Raw genomic sequence first — 19,559 nt, 5'->3', positions numbered from 1 at the left:
GTTTCCATCTGCTCAGGCTGCCTCTCCGCCTGTGGGATCAGTGCCTTGTCGGCATTAGCCCCATTATGCGGGGAGTTCTTCGCGCTCGCCATCGATCACACCGCCGATGGCAAAGTGGTCCTCGTTGTCCGGCAGGCGGCGGCTGGGTGTTCCCACCTCCACCATATCGCCGGAGGTGGCGTCTGCCTGCTCCGCCCGCTGTTCGAGCATGATCTTAACCTGTTCCTTGAACTGGTCCGCATAGTCGCGGACCTGGCGCAGTTCATTCCCCTCGAAGTCATAGAGCAGCTTGAAGGTGGTCACGCTGTAGTCGTCCTTGCCATTATTCATCTTTTTCAGGCCAAGCTGGACCACAGCAGAGCAAATGCCCCGGCGGCGAAGCAGGAAGGCACGGCTGACAAATTCGTTGAAGGGCTTGATGCTGGTGGGCGGCAGGGTGATCTGAAGCGGCATGAACTCACCGCTGCGGAGCAGATACACCATGTGCATATTCTTGCACGCCTTCCCTTTTCCTCTGGTACCGAACTTGTTGTAGCCGCAGCTGGCACATAGGCCGCCGGGAGAACCGTGGCCGAGTTTACCGTCCAGGGCCTGACACTGGGGCGGAGCGTTCTCGTCATCCTCGCCGCCCTCCGTTTCCGGCCAGTAGGCGTTAGAGGGGTGGTGGTAGAGGATGACTCCCTCCAGATACCGGCTGTAGTCCGGGTTGTCCGGATCCTCGGTGGGGATCTCATACTGCAGGGCGCCGCCGGCGGGGACTTTGACCTGCTGGAAGTTCAGCTGGATGCCGTCCATGTCCTCGGCCAGTTCCTCGGCAGTGAAGGTGGTTTCCACGGCCTGGGGAAGCAGGAAATTGCTGCGGGTGGCAGTGGTCATCATTTCGTTGTTCTGGATACTCATTTCTGTTAGCCTCCTAAAAATTAGATTTTAGATTTATGAAAGCATGGTCGTTAGGCGGCCATGCTTGTCACCTGATTGATCCGACGGAACAGTTCTGGGGACATCGTCATGACCGAATACCCGATCTCCTCCAGTTTGGTGGCGCGGTCGTAGTTCTCCACGTCCTGACTGTATCGGGTCACGGCGTTGGCGAGGCCGAAGAGAGTGTAGTCCGCGTCCTGGATCAGATGCCGGAACACGCCTTCGCTCTCCGCTTCGGTAATCCCAAAGTTGGCGCTGGCCATCTTGACCACACTGGGGATATTGGCGGTGTTCAGCTTGATCTCTTTTGTCTCGCGCATCTTGTCCACCACCTGGGCAAATTGAACCTCGTTAATCGCCGCCCTGACAGTGTCCTGCAGCTTGAGGATAAACGCCTTATCATCGGCGGCAAGGGTCTCCTGGGAGTAGATCATGAAATCTTCCTCCGTGTTGCTGGCCCTGCCCAGATGGGTGCGGCGGGTCTTGGCGTCGTTGACCACCATCCCGTTCCTACACACCAGCCGGTAGACCAGCGGCTGCACGCACACGGAGCCCTGGCCGGTCTCACTGTTGGAGATGATGATGCCGGCCTGCACGATGTCGCCGGGGGCGACCTCGGCGGTAAGTCTGGGATTGACGACTTTGATGTAAAGAAAATCTTCCGTCAACTGGCAGGATTCATAGTGCGCCTCCGGCATCTCCCCGATGATCGGCAGCGTTACTCTGGCGATGTCCAGATTATCTATGCGCCTGTAGCGGTTGCTCAGAAAGGCGCGGGCCCGGCCATCCATGGTCCGGATCATCCGCTGTTCCGGCTCCCGCTGAAACCAGCGGTTGACGTTGCAGGAGAGGAGCCCCACGTCACTGTCCATCATCCGCTCATAGTACTTCCGGGGGATACCCAGATAGTCGCCGATTTGGCGGTGGGCGGTTCGTTGTATCTCCAGCGGTTCGATCAGGTCGAGGCCATTTTCACCCTTGAGATGGAGCATGGGCCTGCCATCCCAGTCTTCCATGACGATGCTGTTGGTATTTACCAGATAGTCCTCCTTGGCCTGACTCTGGCGCAGGATCTCCGCGCCGATTTCCTGTATGGTACGTCCCGTTTTCATGTCATGCCGCTCCTTTCTCACCACGCAACTGCGATGCAGTCTTCACGGGCGGTGGCGGCGAGGCCGGCCTGCTCCAGGATCTTCACCAGTGTGACCCAGCATCGCTTCTGCGGGAAGTCCTGTAATACGCCCTGCACAGTTTCCTCATCGGCCTCCATAGGACGGACATAGATGCTGCCATCCTCCTTCAGGAACAGGCAGTGGTGCCCTCGGGAATCCAGATCGGCGATCAGGGCTTCCAGAGTCTTGCGGCCCTGGCGCTCATACCACGCATGGGGGTCCACATCTCCCTGATCGGGAGCCTCGGGCTGTGATTTGCGCTCCAAGGAGGGCGTTGCCAGCTGCTTGACCAGAGAACAGGACAGCGTCCCGCTCTGTTCCAGTTCCACATCGGCGTATTCATACTCCGGGACGCCGTACACACGGATGCGCCCAATACCGCCGTGGATCGCCAGCAGGGTTGGGCTTTTTGTTTTCCACTCCCAGCGGGCCTCTGGATAGAGGGACTTGAGCTGGTCGGAAACCCGGTGATTGACATGGCGCAGCAGCGCCTGGGCCGCCTCTGGATCGTTCTCGGCGGCGTTCCGCTCTGCTTCAGCTGTCTTTCGGGCCTTTTCCGCTTCCAGCTCCTGCTGTTTCCATTCCCGTCTGTCCCTCCTGATCCGCAAGGCAGGGAGTCCAAGGATCATGAATACCCGCAGGCCCCAGATAGCGAAAGCGCCAACGAGGAGCGGGATCTGCCAGTTGCCGCGCACAAACGCCACAACGGCGAGGACGGCAGCAACTAGGATGGAGGTACTGGCCCACATGGGGTTTTTCTGTTTCACTTGCAATTCCACCTTTCTTTCGTTCATTGGGGAAAAATAAAAAAAGAGGCACGATACACAAGCTCAGAATGTCTCTGAAACATTGATGTATCGTGCCTCTTTGACTGCCGGATGGTTATTCCGGCAGGTTTTCCCGCTCCCCGTCAATCGTGCTGTCGGGGATCGGGATGGGTCCTTGCGCTGTGTCTGCTGTTTGGCCGGGAGGTTGCCCTGTCCGGCCTTGGCCCGGAACGAAGCCCCAGTCGCTCAGCTCAAGTCTCAGCCCCTTGTCCCGGGTCACACCATCTTTCCTGGTGTACTCCTCCAGTTCCAGAGAACCGGATACCCAGAGCAAGCTGCCTTTTTTGACGCCGGCCTTCTGAAGTCTGCGCATCACATCACCCCTGGCCCAGACCTGGTAATATTGGGTCCTGGCCCTGTGTCCATACCCGATGTGTTCCCCAAGGGAAAACATGGTGTAGGGGTTCTGATTCACGCTCGTTCCATGCCTCAGCTCAGACGCTGCCCAGCCGATTGTGTAGAGTTGCGCCATCGTTCTCCTTTCCGCCCAAAGGCTAAATTTACACAAAAAGTGCCAGAGGACAGACTGCCTCCCCAAATGGGTGCAGTAATGCCGCTGGCACTTGCGTACAAACCTGACAACGTGTGCAATGCGAGACCGCTCGCTCATAGGCCAATCCAACTTGACCTATCCTCTCACGAGGCGCGCACAAAGAATCAATTACACGAGTAGTCTACCACAATATATAGTGTATGTCAATAAATTATTTCAATATCTTGTATTTCTTAGCCTTGTTCCAGATTCCAGCGAATGCCGCGTGATAGGCAGAGAATGAAAAAGGCCGTCTGAACCAACATGAAGCCTGTCAAACCAAGCAGTACCGCTGCCATTTTATGAGGCCTCATATTGCGGGGAAAGACACCCCTCTGGACGCTATCGAGGAAACGGCCCAAGTCACAGTCAGCATAACGGAAAACGGAGCTATATTCTACTATTTGGTTTCGGATACAAACTCACGCAGGAACTCTTGAAGAACAGATTTCTGCTTTTCCGTCATGGCTGGCAGCCGGATCATATAGGTATGATCCAAGCCGACCAGATAATCCAAAGAGGTATGCAGGATCACCGCGATCTGTTTTGCTCGATCCAAGGATGGATCCTGTATGTTATTTTCATAGCGATAGATGGTCTCCTTGCTGACGCCTAATTTCTTAGCCAACTCCGCGCGTGACAACTTCATGTCTTCCCGCAACTGGCGAAGACGATAACCGAAATCGTAGATCATCTCATTGTCCATATCAACACCTCATGTATATTGTAGTGTTGACATATAGACTTAATACGATGACGATTATGCAAATATATAGATGTATTTCGTTGACATCTGTCGCCTTTTTATGTTAGGATTCCCACATAGAGAAAGTGCCCGTCACTTCGGGCACTTCACTTCTGCTTATCATTTAGCCGCTCGATCATCATCAGAACGCTTTCCAAATCCTTGCTGTCCATATTTTGGATACCTTCAATAATTGCGTAGGCAAGCTGCGGTTCCCGAAATTCGGCTTCGTCATCAAAAAAGTATTTCGGCTTGGCGCCCAATTCTTCTATCAAAGCGAGGAGTTCCTTTACGGACGGCTGCGAATAGCCGGTGACGATATTATGGATATAATTCTTGCTGTGTCCAAGGTCGTAACTTAACTGATATTCAGAAATTCCCCGTTTCAGCCTGAGTTCGGTGATCCGGCGCCTGATAAACTCCATATCCATGTATGCTTCCTCCACCAGCCGTTTTGTCAATCGTACACTTTTATAGTGTTACAATGGGTCGTTGCTGGTGGGTATATTTTACGAAATATCACACCAATAAAGTCAAATAAGACAGAAAAGAGAGAAGCTGAATATGCAGCATGAGACAGAACTGGATCCAATGGATCTGCCCTTCGACCTGGGATCTGACATCGGAATTATCAAAGCGGCATCTCTGGAGTGTCCGGGAGTTTACTATATAGCGGCGTCCCGCGGGCCATTTTTGGTTGCTGACGAGTATTATGTTGTTGATGATGACACAAGCATGATATCCCAAACCGCCAAGAGATATGGGCGCAGGTCGCAGGAATCTCCACGTTTCCTGCTCTATGACCGGAATGATAAATCGAGCGGGTGCGGCATTATCGATTATGAGGTAGCAAAATACCGATATCAGCATAACATTTCTGACCCGTCCGGTTCCACCTTACATGACATCGCAATATATAATATGGAACACAATCCGGAGTACTTTGGAACATATCCGGCGCCGACTTGTACACCTTATGGGTATACAACGCGCTATCACGCACTGATGAAAGGGGTCTTTTGGATCGAAACAGATCAGTGTAAAGAGACACTGGCCATCTGTTACCCTATGTGGAATGGAGACCTTTCCGATGGTGTTATGGAACTTGGTATCCCTGCCGAGGGAGATGCGCAGGCGGGGATGGATATCGCCCTGGGATATTTGTTTTTCAATAAGACCGCGGGAAGCCTTGCACTCTTTGAACTGTGGCAGCTCTATGATTCGCTGCGGGATTCCGGATATATTGATTATCCGGCCTTGATGAATTATATCTGGAAATACGCACCGGAATATGCCGCTGCTCATAACTTGAACAACCAGTTTGGGTTAAACGACACATTGGGCCTGCTGCTGAATGTGTTGGGAGACGAGAGAGAACTTCAGAGCTTTCCAGAAGACAACATTATGATTTCTGAAGGCGCGGGGCTGCGGTTTCTTAAAATATGGGAATAGCGTTCGTCGATGTAGCCAACTATTTTATCAGTATTGTGAGTGGGGAGCAGCGTCCATGTTTTATTGTGAGCATACATTTAACGAAGATAACGATCAGGCAAATGAGGGACTTTTGCGCAGTGGGCTTTATATCAACCTGCAAAGCAATGAAGCAATAGAAATGGATCTGGTGTATTTGACATACCGCGCTGAGCGCGATCTGTATGAGTGGAAACAGCGGCAAGCAACAGATCCTAACAACTTTTGGGCAGGTATGGATTGGCGTGACTATATAACCTTTCTGAGACGCACACCGGTCCTTCTTGCGGCCACACGTCAGGTCATGAAAGCGGCCCTCTTGTCTGTGCAGCCAACTCAGTTTGACTTCTCTCCTCATCAAGACGAGGCCCTTTTCAAAATTCCGGATTTGGCCGATGATGAAATGGTAACCCTTGCACAACTATTTCCCAGCGCGGCTTCTTTCCCTGCGGTGCAGTTTCTGATGCTGCAAGCACAGAGGGGTTATTATCCTCAGATGAAAAAAGTACGCGGCCCGCTTTATGCCTGGGAGACCTATATCACAGAACTTCTCATGGGAAAAGAGGAGATCAACGAGCCGCTGATCCGGGGATTCCGTCATACACTTATGAAAATCGATTTTAGCCCTCAGTGGAAGTTCTTTTATCCCCTTATCCAGAATGTGGTGGAAGAGAAAAGCCAGTAACAAAACCCGTGCGCCACAGTGGACTCCCATTTGGTGTTCTGAAAACTCCAGTTCTGACGGCTTGCCCTGTGGAAAGAGAAAAGATGCCCTTGTCCCACACTCCCAAAAGTGATATTATAGGGAAAATTTGAGACAAGCAAAATCGTGACAGGCCCGGACGAACGGGATAAGACACTGGCAGGAAATAACAGGGTGGAGGATTTTCGGAGAGCTATACATCCATACCGTTGCTGTTGGAACTGCTGGCCGAAATGCAGCTTGGTTGAGCCGGATCGTTGTCTGTTCCCATAAAAAAGCGGGCCTCCTGCCGGGAGTGAATCACTCAGGCAGGAAGCCCGTTATATTATCTCTCTCAGCAGCGTGTAGGGAGAAATCAGCCGCAATATCGGTCATTTTGTACAGATCAGGGTCTATGATGGCTGGCTCCCAAGTGCCACCCAAAGCGCCCTTTTTGCCTGAAACAGTACAGCAAGTGCAGTTCCTCTCCCTGTTTTCGCAGGCATAATTTATATGGAGATGATTTCAGATTGATTCCCCAATATCATACATTTAAAAGTCCGAAGCTGGTCCGTGAACGGATGAAGCAGGCCATCTATGAGATCAGCACAGCAGTTACAGATTTCTTTTGGGATGACGCGCCTCTGAAATATGGTCTGGAGGCCCGCGAGGGCCAGCAGGAGATGGCCTTCGACATTTTGGATGCGATCCGCCGTGGCCAGCACATCACAGTAGAAGCAGGCGTGGGGATCGGCAAGTCGTTTGCCTACCTAGTCCCACTCCTGCTCTACAATCAGCAGACAAGGCTCCCTGTCGTCATTGCTACCTCTACCATTGCACTGCAGGAACAGCTCTTGGACGATGTCAAACGCCTTAGCCCCATGCTGGGCGTCCGCCCGGACGTACTTCTGGCCAAAGGGCAGACCCACTATGTTTGCAAGAGGCGCGTCGAGGCGTTTTTCTCCTCACCGGAGGGGCAGCCTCATGCCCGAATAAGGCTCCAGATCGACCAGGGGGGTGTCAGGATCGCAGGTCATTCCCCTATGCGATCCCAGGCAGCATCTGGGAGAAGATCAACGTCGTTCGCTTCAGCCGCCGGGAATGCATATTCTGTGATCAACGGGGCACCTGTCAATACTATCTGCTTCGCCAGGAACTACAATTTACAACCGGCGTGATCCTCTGCAATCAGGATCTTTTGACCGCGCACCTGTTCCGCCTGGGCAGAGGGCAGGAGGGCCTGCTGAATAGCCAAACACAGCTGATCGTGGTAGATGAAGCACATAATCTGGAGGACAAGGTCCGAAGCGCTACGACAGAGCGTTTCGGCCAGCGGCAAATAAACAGCCTGATCAGTTCAAGCCTGAAGACGCTCCGGAGCGAGGAGCAGTCCTACGTCCAGGGGCAGGCGGACAGGGCTGTCCGTTCCGCCCAGCAGTTCTATGGCAATCTCGCCCGTCAGATGAAGCAGCAGTTGGATTCCACAGACCGGGATCTGAAATATGCTGAGAGGTTTTTCTTTCATGACATCTGGGGCGCCATTGAAAAACTGCGGGTCCTCTCTGAGGATCTGTCTAAGCTGTCTGATTCCATTCAGGTCTATGCCAGCATGGATTTCCGGCACAGGAGCGACACCACTGCAGCTGACGATCTGGAAGCACTTGCCCAGTCTCTTTCCGTACTTCTCGCGGAGCAGGACAAGCGCCTGATCTGGCTGGAGCGGCGAGGCACATCGCCATTCCCCGATCTGATCTGCTGTCCCAAGAACACCCGGGGCACGATCCGCCAACTGTACTTCACCGGATCTGTCCAATCCATTATGACTTCAGCCACCCTGACCAGTGCACAGGGTGGTCGGGCGGAGGAGCAGTATGCTTATTTCCTGCAGAACACCGGTTTCCCGGTCGGAGAACGCGGTGTACTCTCCGAGCCAAAACCCTCCCCGTTTCCCTATGATGAGCACGCGCTGATCTACTACTGCCAGGATCTTCCCCATCCTACCCGCGAGCATGAGGTATTCATTGAAAAAGGAGTAGATCGCCTCGTGCAGCTCCTTAATATCACGCACGGGAAGTCGTTGATCCTCTTCACCGCGAAAACAGATATGGAGGAGGTCTACTCCGCACTCCTGAAAAAGGCCCTGCCATACAAGATCCTGGTGCAGCAGGATGGCTCGTCTCAGGAACGTGTCCTTCAGGAGTTCCGGGAGGATACAGACTCCGTACTGCTCGGCACCGGTTCCTACTGGGAAGGGATCAGTATCGAAGGGAAATCTCTTTCCCACCTTGTGATCTTCCGCCTGCCTTTCCCTGTCCCTGACCCGATCATCGAATACAAGGCATCTCTCGCCAAAGACTCCCTGATGGAGGTTCGGGTACCGGAGATGGTGATCAAACTCAAGCAGGGAATTGGCCGGCTGATCCGTAATTTCACGGACACCGGCATTGTGTCCATCATTGACAGTCGCCTGCGTGACGATGCTCCGGAGCGTTATCACGATGTCGTCTGGAACTCACTCCCCATCCACAACCGCACGACAAACCTGCAGGTGGTGGAAGATTTCTACCACCGGATCTGTATGAAGTAGGCCATCTCAGAACTTTTTGCTGGGTTGGTAACCGCTTCTTCCCAATCCCTTTCCACCGGATGGAGCCAGTTGCAGGGATCATCCAGCGCAGCTGCCAGCATTTTCCCTCAAATAATACTAACATAATAATTACATACTAACACTCGATATGTTATAGTTTAATTTGAGGTGACGCATATGCTCTCTTACCTGAACGAAATGCTTGGGTTCTTTGCTGAGGAACGGTGCTGGGATGCTGCGGAAAAGCTGCCCCACTGTTCTAGTGGAGCCTTACCGCCCATCGGTGCCTGATCCCTGCGACGGCCTTCTATAAGTGGAACGCCGACAAGCGGTGATATCAATTCACGCTCCCAGAGGAACCCGTTCTTTATATGGCAGGCTTCTTTGACCGGGTCGGCAACGAGGACTACTGCTGTATCCTCACCGCCGCCGCCAACGATTCCATGAAGCCGGTGCATGACCGGATGCCCCTGATCCTGCCCCGCAGTGAAGCAGGGCAATCGCTTTCCGGCGGCTCCAACACCAAGTTGCTTCTGGCCGCGCCCCCGCCAATTCCGGAGGTTCGATCCGCAGAACAGCAGATGAGCCTATGGTGACGAACACGAGGCAAGTGTCTTTACTGGAAAAATCACTGAGGTGGACGGAGAACGGTTGACGATGCCAGACAGTGGCCCCCAAGTACCTCTGTCTCCTGTCACCTATTCTTTCGGCGGCATGGGAGGCCTTTGACAACAATCCATGTTTTGTGGTCCGCGTGTAGTATTGGGCCGCAACATCAAAACCGCTGAAAGCCTCGCAGTATGCTAAGGGATAAAACATTCAGATACAGAAAGCCAAGATCTGAAATAAAATTAACATCAATTTCAATCATTTTCTCCCGAAGCTGGTTGAAGACAAGATTCATCAAATCCAGTTCCTGCGGGGAATCAAACAGCTTTAAGTTGCGGATCGCTTTTTCAGCATCCTCCCATGTTTTGGATGCCTCAATCTCAGAACTGGTCATTACTGCCGTCAAAATTTCACTTACAAGCAGCTTGCCGTCCCGTTGGTTGATTTCGTCCCTGAATTGGGCAAGCAATTTCTTTTTCTCCCGTAGAGGAAAGATGCCGCAGTTATCATCGCATTCAACTGCGATAATCTCTGCAATGCACTCCCGCCAGACCGCATATCCGGCGTTGATCATGCCGTCCTCCTCTTTGGTCTGCGCATAGTCTTCACAGTATTCGTCATAGAAGATTTTCCCCCCCAGTTCATGGTGAGCACAGTAGATATGCGCCAGTTCATGCAGGAAGATGTGCAGCAGTTCGAAGGGATGGTAGGGTATGTCCGTACGAAGCAGGATGCCGTCCTTACCGCCGTTGTCCATTCCAATAAAGGAGGACGCCCGGAAATCAAAGTAGCCTTCCTCATGATACCGGTCGCTTAGTCGGTATGGAAAATACTCCGTGCAGAATTGCTCGAATACTTCTTCCTGATTGCCAGTTACGAAACAACTAAGGATAACATTATAAAGAGAAAAATCCGCATCCATCTTTTCGTTAAAAATCTCTATGGCACGGGCAAGATAAGCGTTATAATTCAAATCGTTCAACTCCTCCATCATGAAGTTATTCCGTGATTATTTGAACCTACATTACCAAAAATACACGGAAATTATAACTGATTTTCTCACGTCCGGCAACAGCAAATCCTTTGAATACATGTGCAGCTACCTAAAGAAGATGGCATGAGCAGTCCGTTGATGGTTTGAACGAGATTTGAGGGAAATGATAAAAGGGCGGCCCGTACAATATAGTACGGGCCGCCCTCAGCCATTTTAGCACGCTAAATTACCAGGAGTCACCAGTTCTCCTTCATCCATCGCAGCGATAATGGAGTTGCATCCTGCTTTTCATCAGATCCGCAGCTCCGACAGCATCTCCCAGAAGTCAATCAGATGAAGATCCGGCTCCTCAGCTGGAGTAGAGATAAGCTCCTGGTTATCCTGCTTTTTTGTATCCTCCATTACCTGCGTCCCTGCCCCTTCCATAAAATTGTCCTTATTATAGCACGGCGGGAGCAGAAAGACAATCACGCTCTTAGCGGGACTGCCGATTCAAATAAAATGTCACTACGGCGTCGCGCGAGGCAGGGCTAGCCTGGGCCGAAGCGGTGCCCCACTGTCCCGTGCGGCGTGTTCGGCTGTGCTGAGGCCCTTACTTGGGGGCCTGCTTGAGTTTGGACGCGAAGCTCCGTTTTGATGGCGTATTTGTGTCTGCGGCAGATGCAATCTTTTCTGAATCTGCTCGCGGTTCACCCTGTACCGGCCCGGCAGATATTTCGCTGTCCAAGCGGCAGAGAAGGCAATCTCCAACCTGCTCACATTTCCAAAACGCAAACTCCCTGAAAATCTGATCAAAGGCATACTGACGAAGTCTTCCGACGCATTCGTCCGGATCGATCCGCTGTCCGGTAATGGCCTCATAGCGCTCCACAGAAATGGCCTTGGGCCGGCCATAGTTGTCCGCAGTCAGCAAGACACCGCGCTGTTTAGCCCTGCAGGGATCAATGCAGATGCCGCAGGGGACGTAGAGCGTGTTCCGCCAGTCCCCGCCGCAACTTCTCAGGAATTCAAATATCGAGTATGAAATTGTACGCACAACAAAGAACCTCCTTCATTTTTCTGTTTGGATATGCACCGGCACTTAAAGAATGTGTGCATGGATCTGATGATAGTTTTCGTAAACCATCAGCCAATGGGAGTGGGCAAGCCACCAGCCTTGCGGTGATTCACCTGTCGGATTCGAGAATTGGCAAATCACAGGCAGAGGTTACATGGTGTAGATATGTCCAAATGGTCGCATTAACAATGCTCATACAACTTGATGTGGTTTCCACAGGCACGGAGTGGATGGAATTTTCCATGTACGCCGCAGGGATTTCTTTTCCTTTTGACGTATTTCATAAAACCGTCCGCTGCCGCTCTCCACATACATTCTGCCTCTCGGAGCGTCCGCAGAAAACCACTGCGAACGACGCCTCCTTTCAAAGCCCTGTTTCCTCAGCGTGAGGCCACGTATATGTCATTCCGCCATAGCCAGGCCATTCGTCAAAGAACTCTATCCTATCAAACTGGACGCTCAGGGGCCGCACTTCGCCGTCCCCGGTGAGAGCAAGCTGGCGCACGGGATAGAACCGTGTCCCCTCACCGCTGTCAATAGCGACAGATACCCCCTCGCAGGGCGCCGTGCCAACGATAAAGTCCCGGCCCGTTATATCTGCCAGAACACGTTCACAGGCGTAGTCCGTCTTGATCACCTTGCCGTTGTCAAGGTAAATGCTCAAGGCATCGTTCTTGTGCTGACGAACTCTGACAATGTGGTCCACATTGATCAGGTTCGACTCAACGTTTACAAATCTGCTCATTGTTTGCTCCTTTTCAGAAATTTTGATTTCCGGGCGCGGGGCGAGCATCAGCGCAAGCGGCCCGGGATATGGAAAATTCCTTCTAGATGGGTCAAGCCGACCCATCCAGAAGGATCCGTTGGGAAATTACGCGCCTTGGTGAGGATCAATGCGGGTAGCCGTCCCATTGTTCTGGTCAAATATCTCCATAAAGACTGCCGGGGGAAGTGCATTTTACAGCACTTCCCCCGGCCTCTTTCTTGTTATAAAATTTGTCGCAAAATAGGCCGAGCTCGGCCGCTGCAACCTGTTTCGCAATATGGTCATATTCGGATGGCTCCCCCCACTGGAAAAGGCTCATGTAACATAAAAATGAAGTTCTTCTTCCAACTGGCCAGAATGGGTGAGAAACAAGATCCCGTAGGTTCCGATTCCGTCCTCCCAGGGACCACAGAGTACACAGTCTTCCATGTGACCATCCAGCTGCCACAGCTGCATGGACTTGAAATCCGCCTCAGTCACCGAGCCGCATGCGGCAAGATCCCGCACCTCCTCTCTTGTCAGCGGCCGGGTTTTCAGATAGTGCCGGAACAATTCATCGGTGAGAGCCAATGCCTGCTGGTAAGTCAAAGGGAACGCACCGGTGGACCAAAGGGCGTTCCGTGCGGAAAACGTCTGCTGGCTGCGCACGGGATACCGACAGTTCAAGCACTTATGGAAAATGTCAACAAATGCAGGATTTGCAGGAGGTGTGATCGGACCTTCCAGAACCCTGCCGTCACGCGAGAAGAATTCCAAACGCTCTCCAAATTGGTCTTCCAGAACCAATGCGTTGGGGCGGGAGGGGTAAATGAGGCACAGAGAGGTGTCAAACACCTCACGCAGATACTCCATGATTCGGAACTGTGCCGCTGTACAGGGCTTATAGGTCATGCACGGTTTCCTCCTTTTCCTCTATGATCGTGTCAGTGCGGTATTCTCCAAGATCCTCCAGCGCGAGGATCGAATCACCCGCAGGCATACCTTGAAGATCTGGCTCTCCATGAGACGGGGCACGGTTCAAACGGAAAAAGATGCGGTACTGGTGCCAGACCCGCAGAGCCATCCGCTTATCTAAAGTTATGGTCACTTCCCGGCCATCCTGCAAAAGCAGGCAAACTTTTCTCTGCCGCCCGATTCCGGTGCGGCCGAGGGCAACGCAGGTTACCTCAATCGCCTGATACCTCCGGCTCCGGACCGTGCAGTAATACTCCACGCAGTGCAGGAGTGTGCAGAGTGTCAGCATCCCACTGAGCATCAACAGCACGCGATCCCCAAGCGCGAAAAACACAGCCAGCCCTACAAGCAGAAACCCAAAGCCTGCGGCGCCGGTGATCAGCCACCGGCGCCGCAGCACAGCGGGCCATTCCTGAAACGCAAGCCTATCCATATCCTACACCCGCTCGAAGATGATCTGTTTGTGCAGACACAGGTTGGCGACGGACAGCGTGACAGGCCCCCGGCTTTGAGAGGAGCGCATCAGATCCCCCATGTTGTCACTGGTTGCATCGGCGTCGCAGTAAAGGGTGTCCATCACCTTGTCATCACTGGAGACATCAGTGACGCCCAGATCCACGCAGCGGATCAGTTCCGCCGTGGAGAGCAGCGCCTGTCTTGCCAGAGCCATCACTTGGGCTTCGCCCTCAGACAGCCGAACTTTGTAAAAAATCTGCTTCGCCCGGGCGAAAGGCACTCCGTCCAGCAGGAGCATTTTGAGGAAAGTAACGGTACGCAGGGGCAGGCTCTCCGAGATGGGTACCACATACAGGCTGCTGAGCAGATCGTAGAGAGCCTCAAAATCAGTCTCTCCGTGCCCGGCGGCTACCAGGCCCCTGGTCACCAGACGGCCGAGGCAGGTTTCCAGTGGACGGCGCTCCTCCAGCCTCAGCGTCCGAAACATAGGCTCATAGTACTCTGCTACGCTCTGGGCATCCAAAAGCCGCCAATTCAGGATGCTCCAAACCGTCATCTCCTGGGGGTCCATCCGGTATTCCTGTCGGTTTACCAGCACCACGGGATAGGCGCCGTCCTTGGTCGTGATGCTCCTGAAATGCCCAACTGCCGTGTACAGTGTTCGTCTCTGCATATTCATAGTGGTGATCCTCCTATATATCTGTTCGTCCTTCTTTTGGATTTAGAAACCGGCCGCTCTAGGCAGCACCTCATGATCCAGCAGCGAGACGAAAACTTCATCTCCCCGCAGTTTCTCCGCCGCGCGGGAGATCCACGCTCCCACATGGTTTGGCTTGGTGTGATACATCCTGGCGATGTCGGCTCCGGTATAACCCTTGACCTTCAGCGCCAGCGCCTCCACGCCCAGCCTGGCTACGCCGGTGCAGGTGCGTCTGCCGTGTTCCAGAAGCTGATCTACAAGGATCTGAGCATCCCACACTTCCTGACTGTTCAACTCCTGAAGCCAAGCCTCCGGCGGCGGGATGTCCTCGCTGACCGGAACATCCAATGCCACGGTGGGCAGATGCTCCCGCTGGCGCAGCACACGCCGGCAGTAGTCCAGCAGGTGGTTGCGGATCACGGGCCGGGCGTAGGCGGAAAATGGCGTTCCCCTCCCTGCCTGGTCATAGGTCACAGCGGCGCGGCAGAGCGCCCAGCAGCCCTCCTGATACAGATCATCCGCACCCATATCACAGATAGTTTCATTATATCGGATATGTCGGGCGATCGTCTGACCCACAAGGGACAGGTTCTCATCCACCAACTTCTTCTGATCTTCATTCATTTGGATCATAGCATCCATTGCGATCTTCACCTCCCTCTAAATTGTGGTGTTGCTCAGGCCACCCGGGCCTGCGCCCGGGCGAATGCGCGGCACAGGCTGATCACCTTCTGGCACCGCAGCTCTGAGAATTTGGCGATGTGTGTCTCGGACTCCGGCAGGCCCAGTTGAATCTGGAGCCAGCGGTATGCCTGCTTTCGATTCATGAGGCCGCTGGAGATCAGCCGGTTCAGTGCGGAATGTGCCTCCATACGCTTTCGACGTAGGTTTCGGTCCGCCAGCGTGCCCATGGGCAGCAGGGTGTCCTTGTGGGCCGCTACATAGGCGTCGCAGGCGGGATACCGGGCACATACATAGAGCTTGGCCTCCACGTCATCGGCACGATCCCCATAGACCACAGAGGATGGCTGTAGGTATGCCCGGGAGCCGCAGTAGGGGCATTTGATGTTGATTCGTTTCATTTTACTCATCTCCTTCATACAAATTTGCTGACCAGTCAGGCACGACAGATACTTGGCTGTCCAATCGCGCAGGCGCCTAGCCGCCGGTTGGTGCAGGAACATCCGCAAGTCGCGCGTGGAATGAAAACAGCGTTCCGCTAGTTTTCCCAGTTGTCCTTCAGGCGTTCGAAGATGCTGTATGAACTTTTTTCCCTTGACTGGAACGTCCTTATTTATTCCGTCGCTTTAATACGCACCGCTCAAAGGAAAAAGTGCTCAATATTTCTGTGAACTTTTTGTAAATTCGAAATGCGGCTGGAGAGCATCCGGATAAAGCAGTCAAGCGTGGTTGATAACAGCCATCCAATGGACTACGGCGTGCTTCCGGAGGATATGATGCTGGAAAAGGCCAATGAGAAGCGGCTGGATCAGATATGAGCGGATCGCCGGATTCCTGCGTTGTCATAAACACGGTGTAAAGCAGCAGGTATTTTGCAAGGGAGATCCAGAAAAACTTTCTTGCCTGCGCCAACAGGCGCTTTGTCGGGTTCCTGACAGCAAGGGCCGAGGCAGGCACTTACAGAACAGGAAAATACGCGGCGAGACCCCGTTGATGGAGCGGGGCCTCGCCGCTTTGCCTTTTGCCTCCATGGGCAAAAGGGGGACGGCGGGCCGGGCCTAGCGCCCGGTCCCGTTGCCCGTCCACATCTATCCTACACCTGCCAGCCGCTCAAGGGCAGACACAAACGCCGCAGTGGCCGGCCGTACAGGCCGGTCATTTCTGTGTGCCGACGGAGCCCACCGCAGGGATCAGCAAGGACGTCAACCCTATCGGTGGTGGAAGTGTGCTCCGCAGCGGCTGGGAGGGTATCCGCTTAATCAGGAAACTGCACAAAGCGCGACGGTCAAAACCGCCGCACTCTGTTTCTGCAAAAGAACAGTAGAGGGAACCGTTACAGATGAACTTGACTTTTTGCACTTAGCGAATATAATATAAGCAAGATTATCATAATATAAATTATCATAAATGGAGGTGGCTTTTCTCATGGAATTTATTGGACGCCGCAAGGAACTGGAGGTACTGGAGCAGGAATACCAACGCCCCGGCGGCTTTGTCGTGCTGTATGGCCGCCGCCGGGTGGGCAAGACGACGCTGATCAAGGAGTTTATCAAGGGTAAAACAGCCGTCTATTTCCTCGCCACAGAGGAAGTGGAGTCTCAGAGCATGAAACGGCTGGCCGGCGTGATCTCCCGCGCCACGGGTAATCCCACCCTCAGCCGGGTGTCCTTTTCTGACTGGCTGGATCTGTTTCAGGAGGTCGCCCGGTACCGGCCGGAGGAAAAGAAAGTATTGGTCCTGGACGAATTTCCATACTTGGTCAAGACAAATCCGGCTTTCCCCTCGATCCTGCAGAATGCGTGGGACGAGTTTCTGAAGGACAGCAATGTGATGCTGATCCTCTGCGGATCGCTGATCGGGATGATGCGCAAGCACGCCCTGTCCTATGAAAGCCCCCTCTACGGCCGGCGTACCGCGCAGATCCGTCTGGCGCCCCTCACTTTCACCGATATCCATGCCGCCCAGCCGCAGCCCTTCGAGCGGGCGGTGGCGCAGTACGCGGTCACTGGCGGGGTGCCGAAGTATCTGGAGTTTTTCCCGCCGGAGGAGGATCTTCTGACACAGATCCGGCGCGTGATCCTCTCCAAGAACGGCTTTCTCTATGAGGAGCCAAACTTTTTGCTGAAGGACGAGGTGCAGTCCGCGACCAACTACTTCTCCATCATCCGTGTGATCGCGGATGGGAACCATAAGTTGGGCAGGCTGGCCGGTGCGCTGGGTCTGGAGTCTTCCGCTCTGACGCCCTATCTCTCCACCCTGATTGAGCTGGGCTTTTTGGTGAAGGACACGCCCATCACAGAAAAAAATCCGGAGAAGTCCAGAAAGGGCCTCTATTTCATCTCCGATAATTTTGTGCGTTTCTGGTTCCGATATGTCTACCCCTACAAAGGCGAACTGGAGCTGGATAACCAGCAGATCGTTTTGGATGAACTTGAAAAGGATTTCGTGCAGAAATTCGTGGCCTTTGCCTATGAGGATGTGTGCAAGGATATTTTTGCCTCGCTCTGCCGCACCGGCGCACTGGACTTCACCCCTTCCCGGATCGGTTCTTACTGGCTGAACGATGTGAACAATGATACTCAAATCGATGTGATGGCAGTAGACCACCAGCGGAAGCGGCTCTTTGCGGGTGAGTGCAAATACCATAGCAGGCCAGTGGACGCCCCAGTCTACTATGCGCTGGAGGAGAAGGTAAAAAAATCAGCGGAACTGCAGGCCGTCTTTCCGTCCTACCAGGTCATCTATGGGCTGTTCTCCAAAAGCGGATTCACACAGCGCATGATGGATCAGGCCCAGGGAAGGCCAGATATCCTGCTGATTCAGGAAGACCATATTCTTTCCTCAAATTAAAAACAGGCAGGTGCGATCTCAATTCATTTCGCACCTGCCTGCGTTTTACCCAATGATCCAGAAGGGACCGCCGGCCGCCGCACTCCTGCTGGCTTCATTCAAAATAATGGACAGATCCCACGCCTTCTGACTGCGGGTAGTGCTGGCGGGGTCAGCCACGAGGATCTGCTCATCCTTCACGCCCCGCAGGACAATGAAGTGGCCGCTGGAGGTGAAATGCCCCTTGGTCATCAGGGCGACCACCAGCTTGCCCTCGCCGAGCGCATCCACGATCCGCTGGGGTTCCGACGCCGTGCATCCCTCCACTGGAAGGCCCCATGCCTTGGCGGCGGCCGGGATCAGCGCGTGGTAGGAGCCACTTTTGCTGCACCAGTAGCCGTTCTCATAGGACCACTTAGCCATCTCGATGGGATCGACAATATCTCCTGTCAGGGAGGATACCACGATGGACATGGAGGTGGGGCCGCAGCCGTAACCGCCGATGTGGTCGGTGCCATAGGGTTCGCTGGCATAGCGTTCATCGTATTGATTGAAGTAGACAACCTCCACAGCGCCGGCTGTGAAATGGACACTGCCCAAGGAGGGGATCACGTTTCCGGAGGCGGACTGGAACATCCCATCCCCGAGGAACAGGCTGAGGTTCTGTGCATAGTCCTCGGCCAGTTCCTTTTGCTCGTCGGTCAGGTGGAAGATCTCATCAGCAAAGTGGTCCTCCCCCCGATAGACGATGGTATAGATGTACCAGATCTCCGTTCCACTCTCGTCTGCTTCTGTCTCCGGATCATCCGGGACAGTCCGGGTCTCGCTGGTGCGTGAGAAGGTGTAGAGGACGCTGACTTCGGCGCGCAGGGTCTGTTCCAGGTCAGATAAGGAGATATTTTCCCAGTCCTCGTCCTTGGCTGCGCAATACTGGCCGATAAAGGCGTTGGTATTGCTCACCATATCGCCGGCGTAGGGGTTAACGATCTCGCAGTTGTCCCCGCCGGCCTGAGCGAAATCGTTGGCGATCCGCTGTTCCACATCATCAATACCTTCTCCAAGAATCTGATTGATGGCAAAGGCAATCTCGTTGGTATTTTCAATGATGGCAGCATTGTCGTTCATGATGGGCTCGGCACTCGGATCCGCAGAGCCGCCAAACAGGCTGCCAAAAATAATGGAGGGGAGCATAAGGATAAACAGCACAGGCAGCAATAAGATCATGATGACCACAATGGCGATCGTCCCGATGTGTTTTCTGGCGCCCCAGACGGCCCCGGCCACCGCGCCATAGGGACCGGCAGCCGCGCCCTTCGCGGCCCCGGCGATGGCCTTTCCTGTCTTGATGGCCCCATGAATGGTGTGGGCCGTGCTGGCAGCCTGTTCAAGGGTGCCGTGCTCCCTGTCCCGGTCAGCCAACTTTACGCTCCTCCCCATAGCAGGCGGCAAAGAATCCCTCTGGGAGTTCCCGGAGACAGAAGATCATCTCCGGAGAAAATGCGCCGCAATCGCCGCCGCAGAGCATGGACAGGGCCTCACCGTGAGAGAGCGGGGATTTATAGGGCCTCGCGGTTCGC

The 19,559-nt window shown here is 53.8% G+C and carries 20 protein-coding genes and 1 pseudogene; 6 read left to right on the top strand and 15 right to left on the bottom strand.

Annotation, left to right across the window (positions count from 1 at the left end):
• Nucleotides 1-63 precede the first annotated feature (63 nt).
• From ACLTXB_RS09450 to ACLTXB_RS09425, 6 genes are all read right to left on the bottom strand, one after another.
• Nucleotides 64-900 (bottom strand): hypothetical protein, encoded by an 837-nt coding sequence (locus ACLTXB_RS09450; protein ID WP_428226790.1) that lies wholly within the window; start codon nucleotides 898-900, stop codon nucleotides 64-66.
• 50 nt (nucleotides 901-950) lie between these two features.
• A complete protein-coding gene (locus tag ACLTXB_RS09445; protein ID WP_428226789.1) occupies nucleotides 951-2,033 on the bottom strand; it encodes a DUF932 domain-containing protein in 1,083 nt (360 codons plus the stop codon).
• A 17-nt stretch (nucleotides 2,034-2,050) separates the two neighbouring features.
• The gene (locus tag ACLTXB_RS09440) at nucleotides 2,051-2,860 is read right to left on the bottom strand and encodes a hypothetical protein (RefSeq protein ID WP_428226788.1); all 810 of its coding nucleotides are present in this window, start codon (nucleotides 2,858-2,860) and stop codon (nucleotides 2,051-2,053) included.
• A 115-nt stretch (nucleotides 2,861-2,975) separates the two neighbouring features.
• Nucleotides 2,976-3,392 (bottom strand): single-stranded DNA-binding protein, encoded by a 417-nt coding sequence (locus ACLTXB_RS09435; RefSeq protein WP_428226787.1) that lies wholly within the window; start codon nucleotides 3,390-3,392, stop codon nucleotides 2,976-2,978.
• Between the two features lie 460 nt (nucleotides 3,393-3,852).
• Nucleotides 3,853-4,158, bottom strand: a complete 306-nt coding sequence (locus ACLTXB_RS09430) for a helix-turn-helix transcriptional regulator (protein WP_428226786.1) — start codon at nucleotides 4,156-4,158, stop codon at nucleotides 3,853-3,855.
• 146 nt (nucleotides 4,159-4,304) lie between these two features.
• Complete coding sequence (locus tag ACLTXB_RS09425; protein WP_428226785.1) at nucleotides 4,305-4,628, bottom strand: helix-turn-helix domain-containing protein; 324 nt, start codon at nucleotides 4,626-4,628, stop codon at nucleotides 4,305-4,307.
• Between the two features lie 133 nt (nucleotides 4,629-4,761).
• Between ACLTXB_RS09425 and ACLTXB_RS09420 the strand changes: the two genes are divergently transcribed.
• The 5 genes and pseudogenes from ACLTXB_RS09420 to ACLTXB_RS09400 form a co-directional block, all read left to right on the top strand.
• On the top strand, nucleotides 4,762-5,649 hold the full coding sequence (locus tag ACLTXB_RS09420) for a hypothetical protein (RefSeq protein WP_428226784.1): 888 nt from the start codon (nucleotides 4,762-4,764) through the stop codon (nucleotides 5,647-5,649).
• A 55-nt stretch (nucleotides 5,650-5,704) separates the two neighbouring features.
• Nucleotides 5,705-6,352 carry a hypothetical protein gene (locus ACLTXB_RS09415; RefSeq protein WP_428226783.1) on the top strand — a complete coding sequence of 216 codons (648 nt, stop codon included), beginning with the start codon at nucleotides 5,705-5,707 and terminating at the stop codon, nucleotides 6,350-6,352.
• 578 nt (nucleotides 6,353-6,930) lie between these two features.
• On the top strand, nucleotides 6,931-7,527 hold the full coding sequence (locus ACLTXB_RS09410; protein WP_428226782.1) for a DEAD/DEAH box helicase: 597 nt from the start codon (nucleotides 6,931-6,933) through the stop codon (nucleotides 7,525-7,527).
• A complete protein-coding gene (locus tag ACLTXB_RS09405; protein ID WP_428226822.1) occupies nucleotides 7,410-8,936 on the top strand; it encodes an ATP-dependent DNA helicase in 1,527 nt (508 codons plus the stop codon). The genes ACLTXB_RS09410 and ACLTXB_RS09405 overlap by 118 nt, the downstream gene beginning before the upstream one ends.
• A 347-nt stretch (nucleotides 8,937-9,283) precedes the next feature.
• Nucleotides 9,284-9,532, top strand: a pseudogene (locus ACLTXB_RS09400) (SOS response-associated peptidase family protein); the annotation flags it as partial.
• Between the two features lie 179 nt (nucleotides 9,533-9,711).
• Here ACLTXB_RS09400 and ACLTXB_RS09395 read toward each other — a convergent pair.
• From ACLTXB_RS09395 to ACLTXB_RS09360, 8 genes are all read right to left on the bottom strand, one after another.
• A complete protein-coding gene (locus tag ACLTXB_RS09395; RefSeq protein WP_428226781.1) occupies nucleotides 9,712-10,518 on the bottom strand; it encodes a hypothetical protein in 807 nt (268 codons plus the stop codon).
• A 613-nt stretch (nucleotides 10,519-11,131) separates the two neighbouring features.
• A complete protein-coding gene (locus ACLTXB_RS09390) occupies nucleotides 11,132-11,575 on the bottom strand; it encodes a hypothetical protein (protein WP_428226780.1) in 444 nt (147 codons plus the stop codon).
• Between the two features lie 385 nt (nucleotides 11,576-11,960).
• The gene (locus ACLTXB_RS09385; RefSeq protein WP_428226779.1) at nucleotides 11,961-12,260 is read right to left on the bottom strand and encodes a hypothetical protein; all 300 of its coding nucleotides are present in this window, start codon (nucleotides 12,258-12,260) and stop codon (nucleotides 11,961-11,963) included.
• Between the two features lie 417 nt (nucleotides 12,261-12,677).
• A complete protein-coding gene (locus tag ACLTXB_RS09380; protein ID WP_428226778.1) occupies nucleotides 12,678-13,253 on the bottom strand; it encodes a hypothetical protein in 576 nt (191 codons plus the stop codon).
• Entirely contained in the window at nucleotides 13,243-13,749 is a 507-nt protein-coding gene (locus ACLTXB_RS09375; protein ID WP_428226777.1) for a hypothetical protein, read from the bottom strand. Before ACLTXB_RS09375 ends, ACLTXB_RS09380 begins: the two co-directional genes overlap by 11 nt.
• A gap of 3 nt (nucleotides 13,750-13,752) precedes the next feature.
• Nucleotides 13,753-14,451 carry a hypothetical protein gene (locus tag ACLTXB_RS09370; protein ID WP_428226776.1) on the bottom strand — a complete coding sequence of 233 codons (699 nt, stop codon included), beginning with the start codon at nucleotides 14,449-14,451 and terminating at the stop codon, nucleotides 13,753-13,755.
• Between the two features lie 42 nt (nucleotides 14,452-14,493).
• Nucleotides 14,494-15,126: a sigma-70 family RNA polymerase sigma factor gene (locus ACLTXB_RS09365; protein WP_428226775.1), complete on the bottom strand. Its 633-nt coding sequence runs from the start codon at nucleotides 15,124-15,126 to the stop codon at nucleotides 14,494-14,496.
• Between the two features lie 23 nt (nucleotides 15,127-15,149).
• The gene (locus tag ACLTXB_RS09360; RefSeq protein WP_428226774.1) at nucleotides 15,150-15,554 is read right to left on the bottom strand and encodes a zinc-finger-containing protein; all 405 of its coding nucleotides are present in this window, start codon (nucleotides 15,552-15,554) and stop codon (nucleotides 15,150-15,152) included.
• 1,024 nt (nucleotides 15,555-16,578) lie between these two features.
• On the opposite strand from ACLTXB_RS09360, the gene ACLTXB_RS09355 reads away from it, so the two are divergent.
• Complete coding sequence (locus ACLTXB_RS09355) at nucleotides 16,579-18,003, top strand: ATP-binding protein (RefSeq protein ID WP_428226773.1); 1,425 nt, start codon at nucleotides 16,579-16,581, stop codon at nucleotides 18,001-18,003.
• A 45-nt stretch (nucleotides 18,004-18,048) separates the two neighbouring features.
• Here ACLTXB_RS09355 and ACLTXB_RS09350 read toward each other — a convergent pair whose 3' ends face one another.
• Complete coding sequence (locus ACLTXB_RS09350) at nucleotides 18,049-19,401, bottom strand: C39 family peptidase (RefSeq protein WP_428226772.1); 1,353 nt, start codon at nucleotides 19,399-19,401, stop codon at nucleotides 18,049-18,051.
• Between the last annotated feature and the right edge of the window lie 158 nt (nucleotides 19,402-19,559).

It is taken from the genome of Flintibacter sp., from assembly GCF_046973065.1.
Note: the sequence above shows the minus strand (reverse complement) of the source record. Positions and strands in the feature narration are given on the sequence as shown.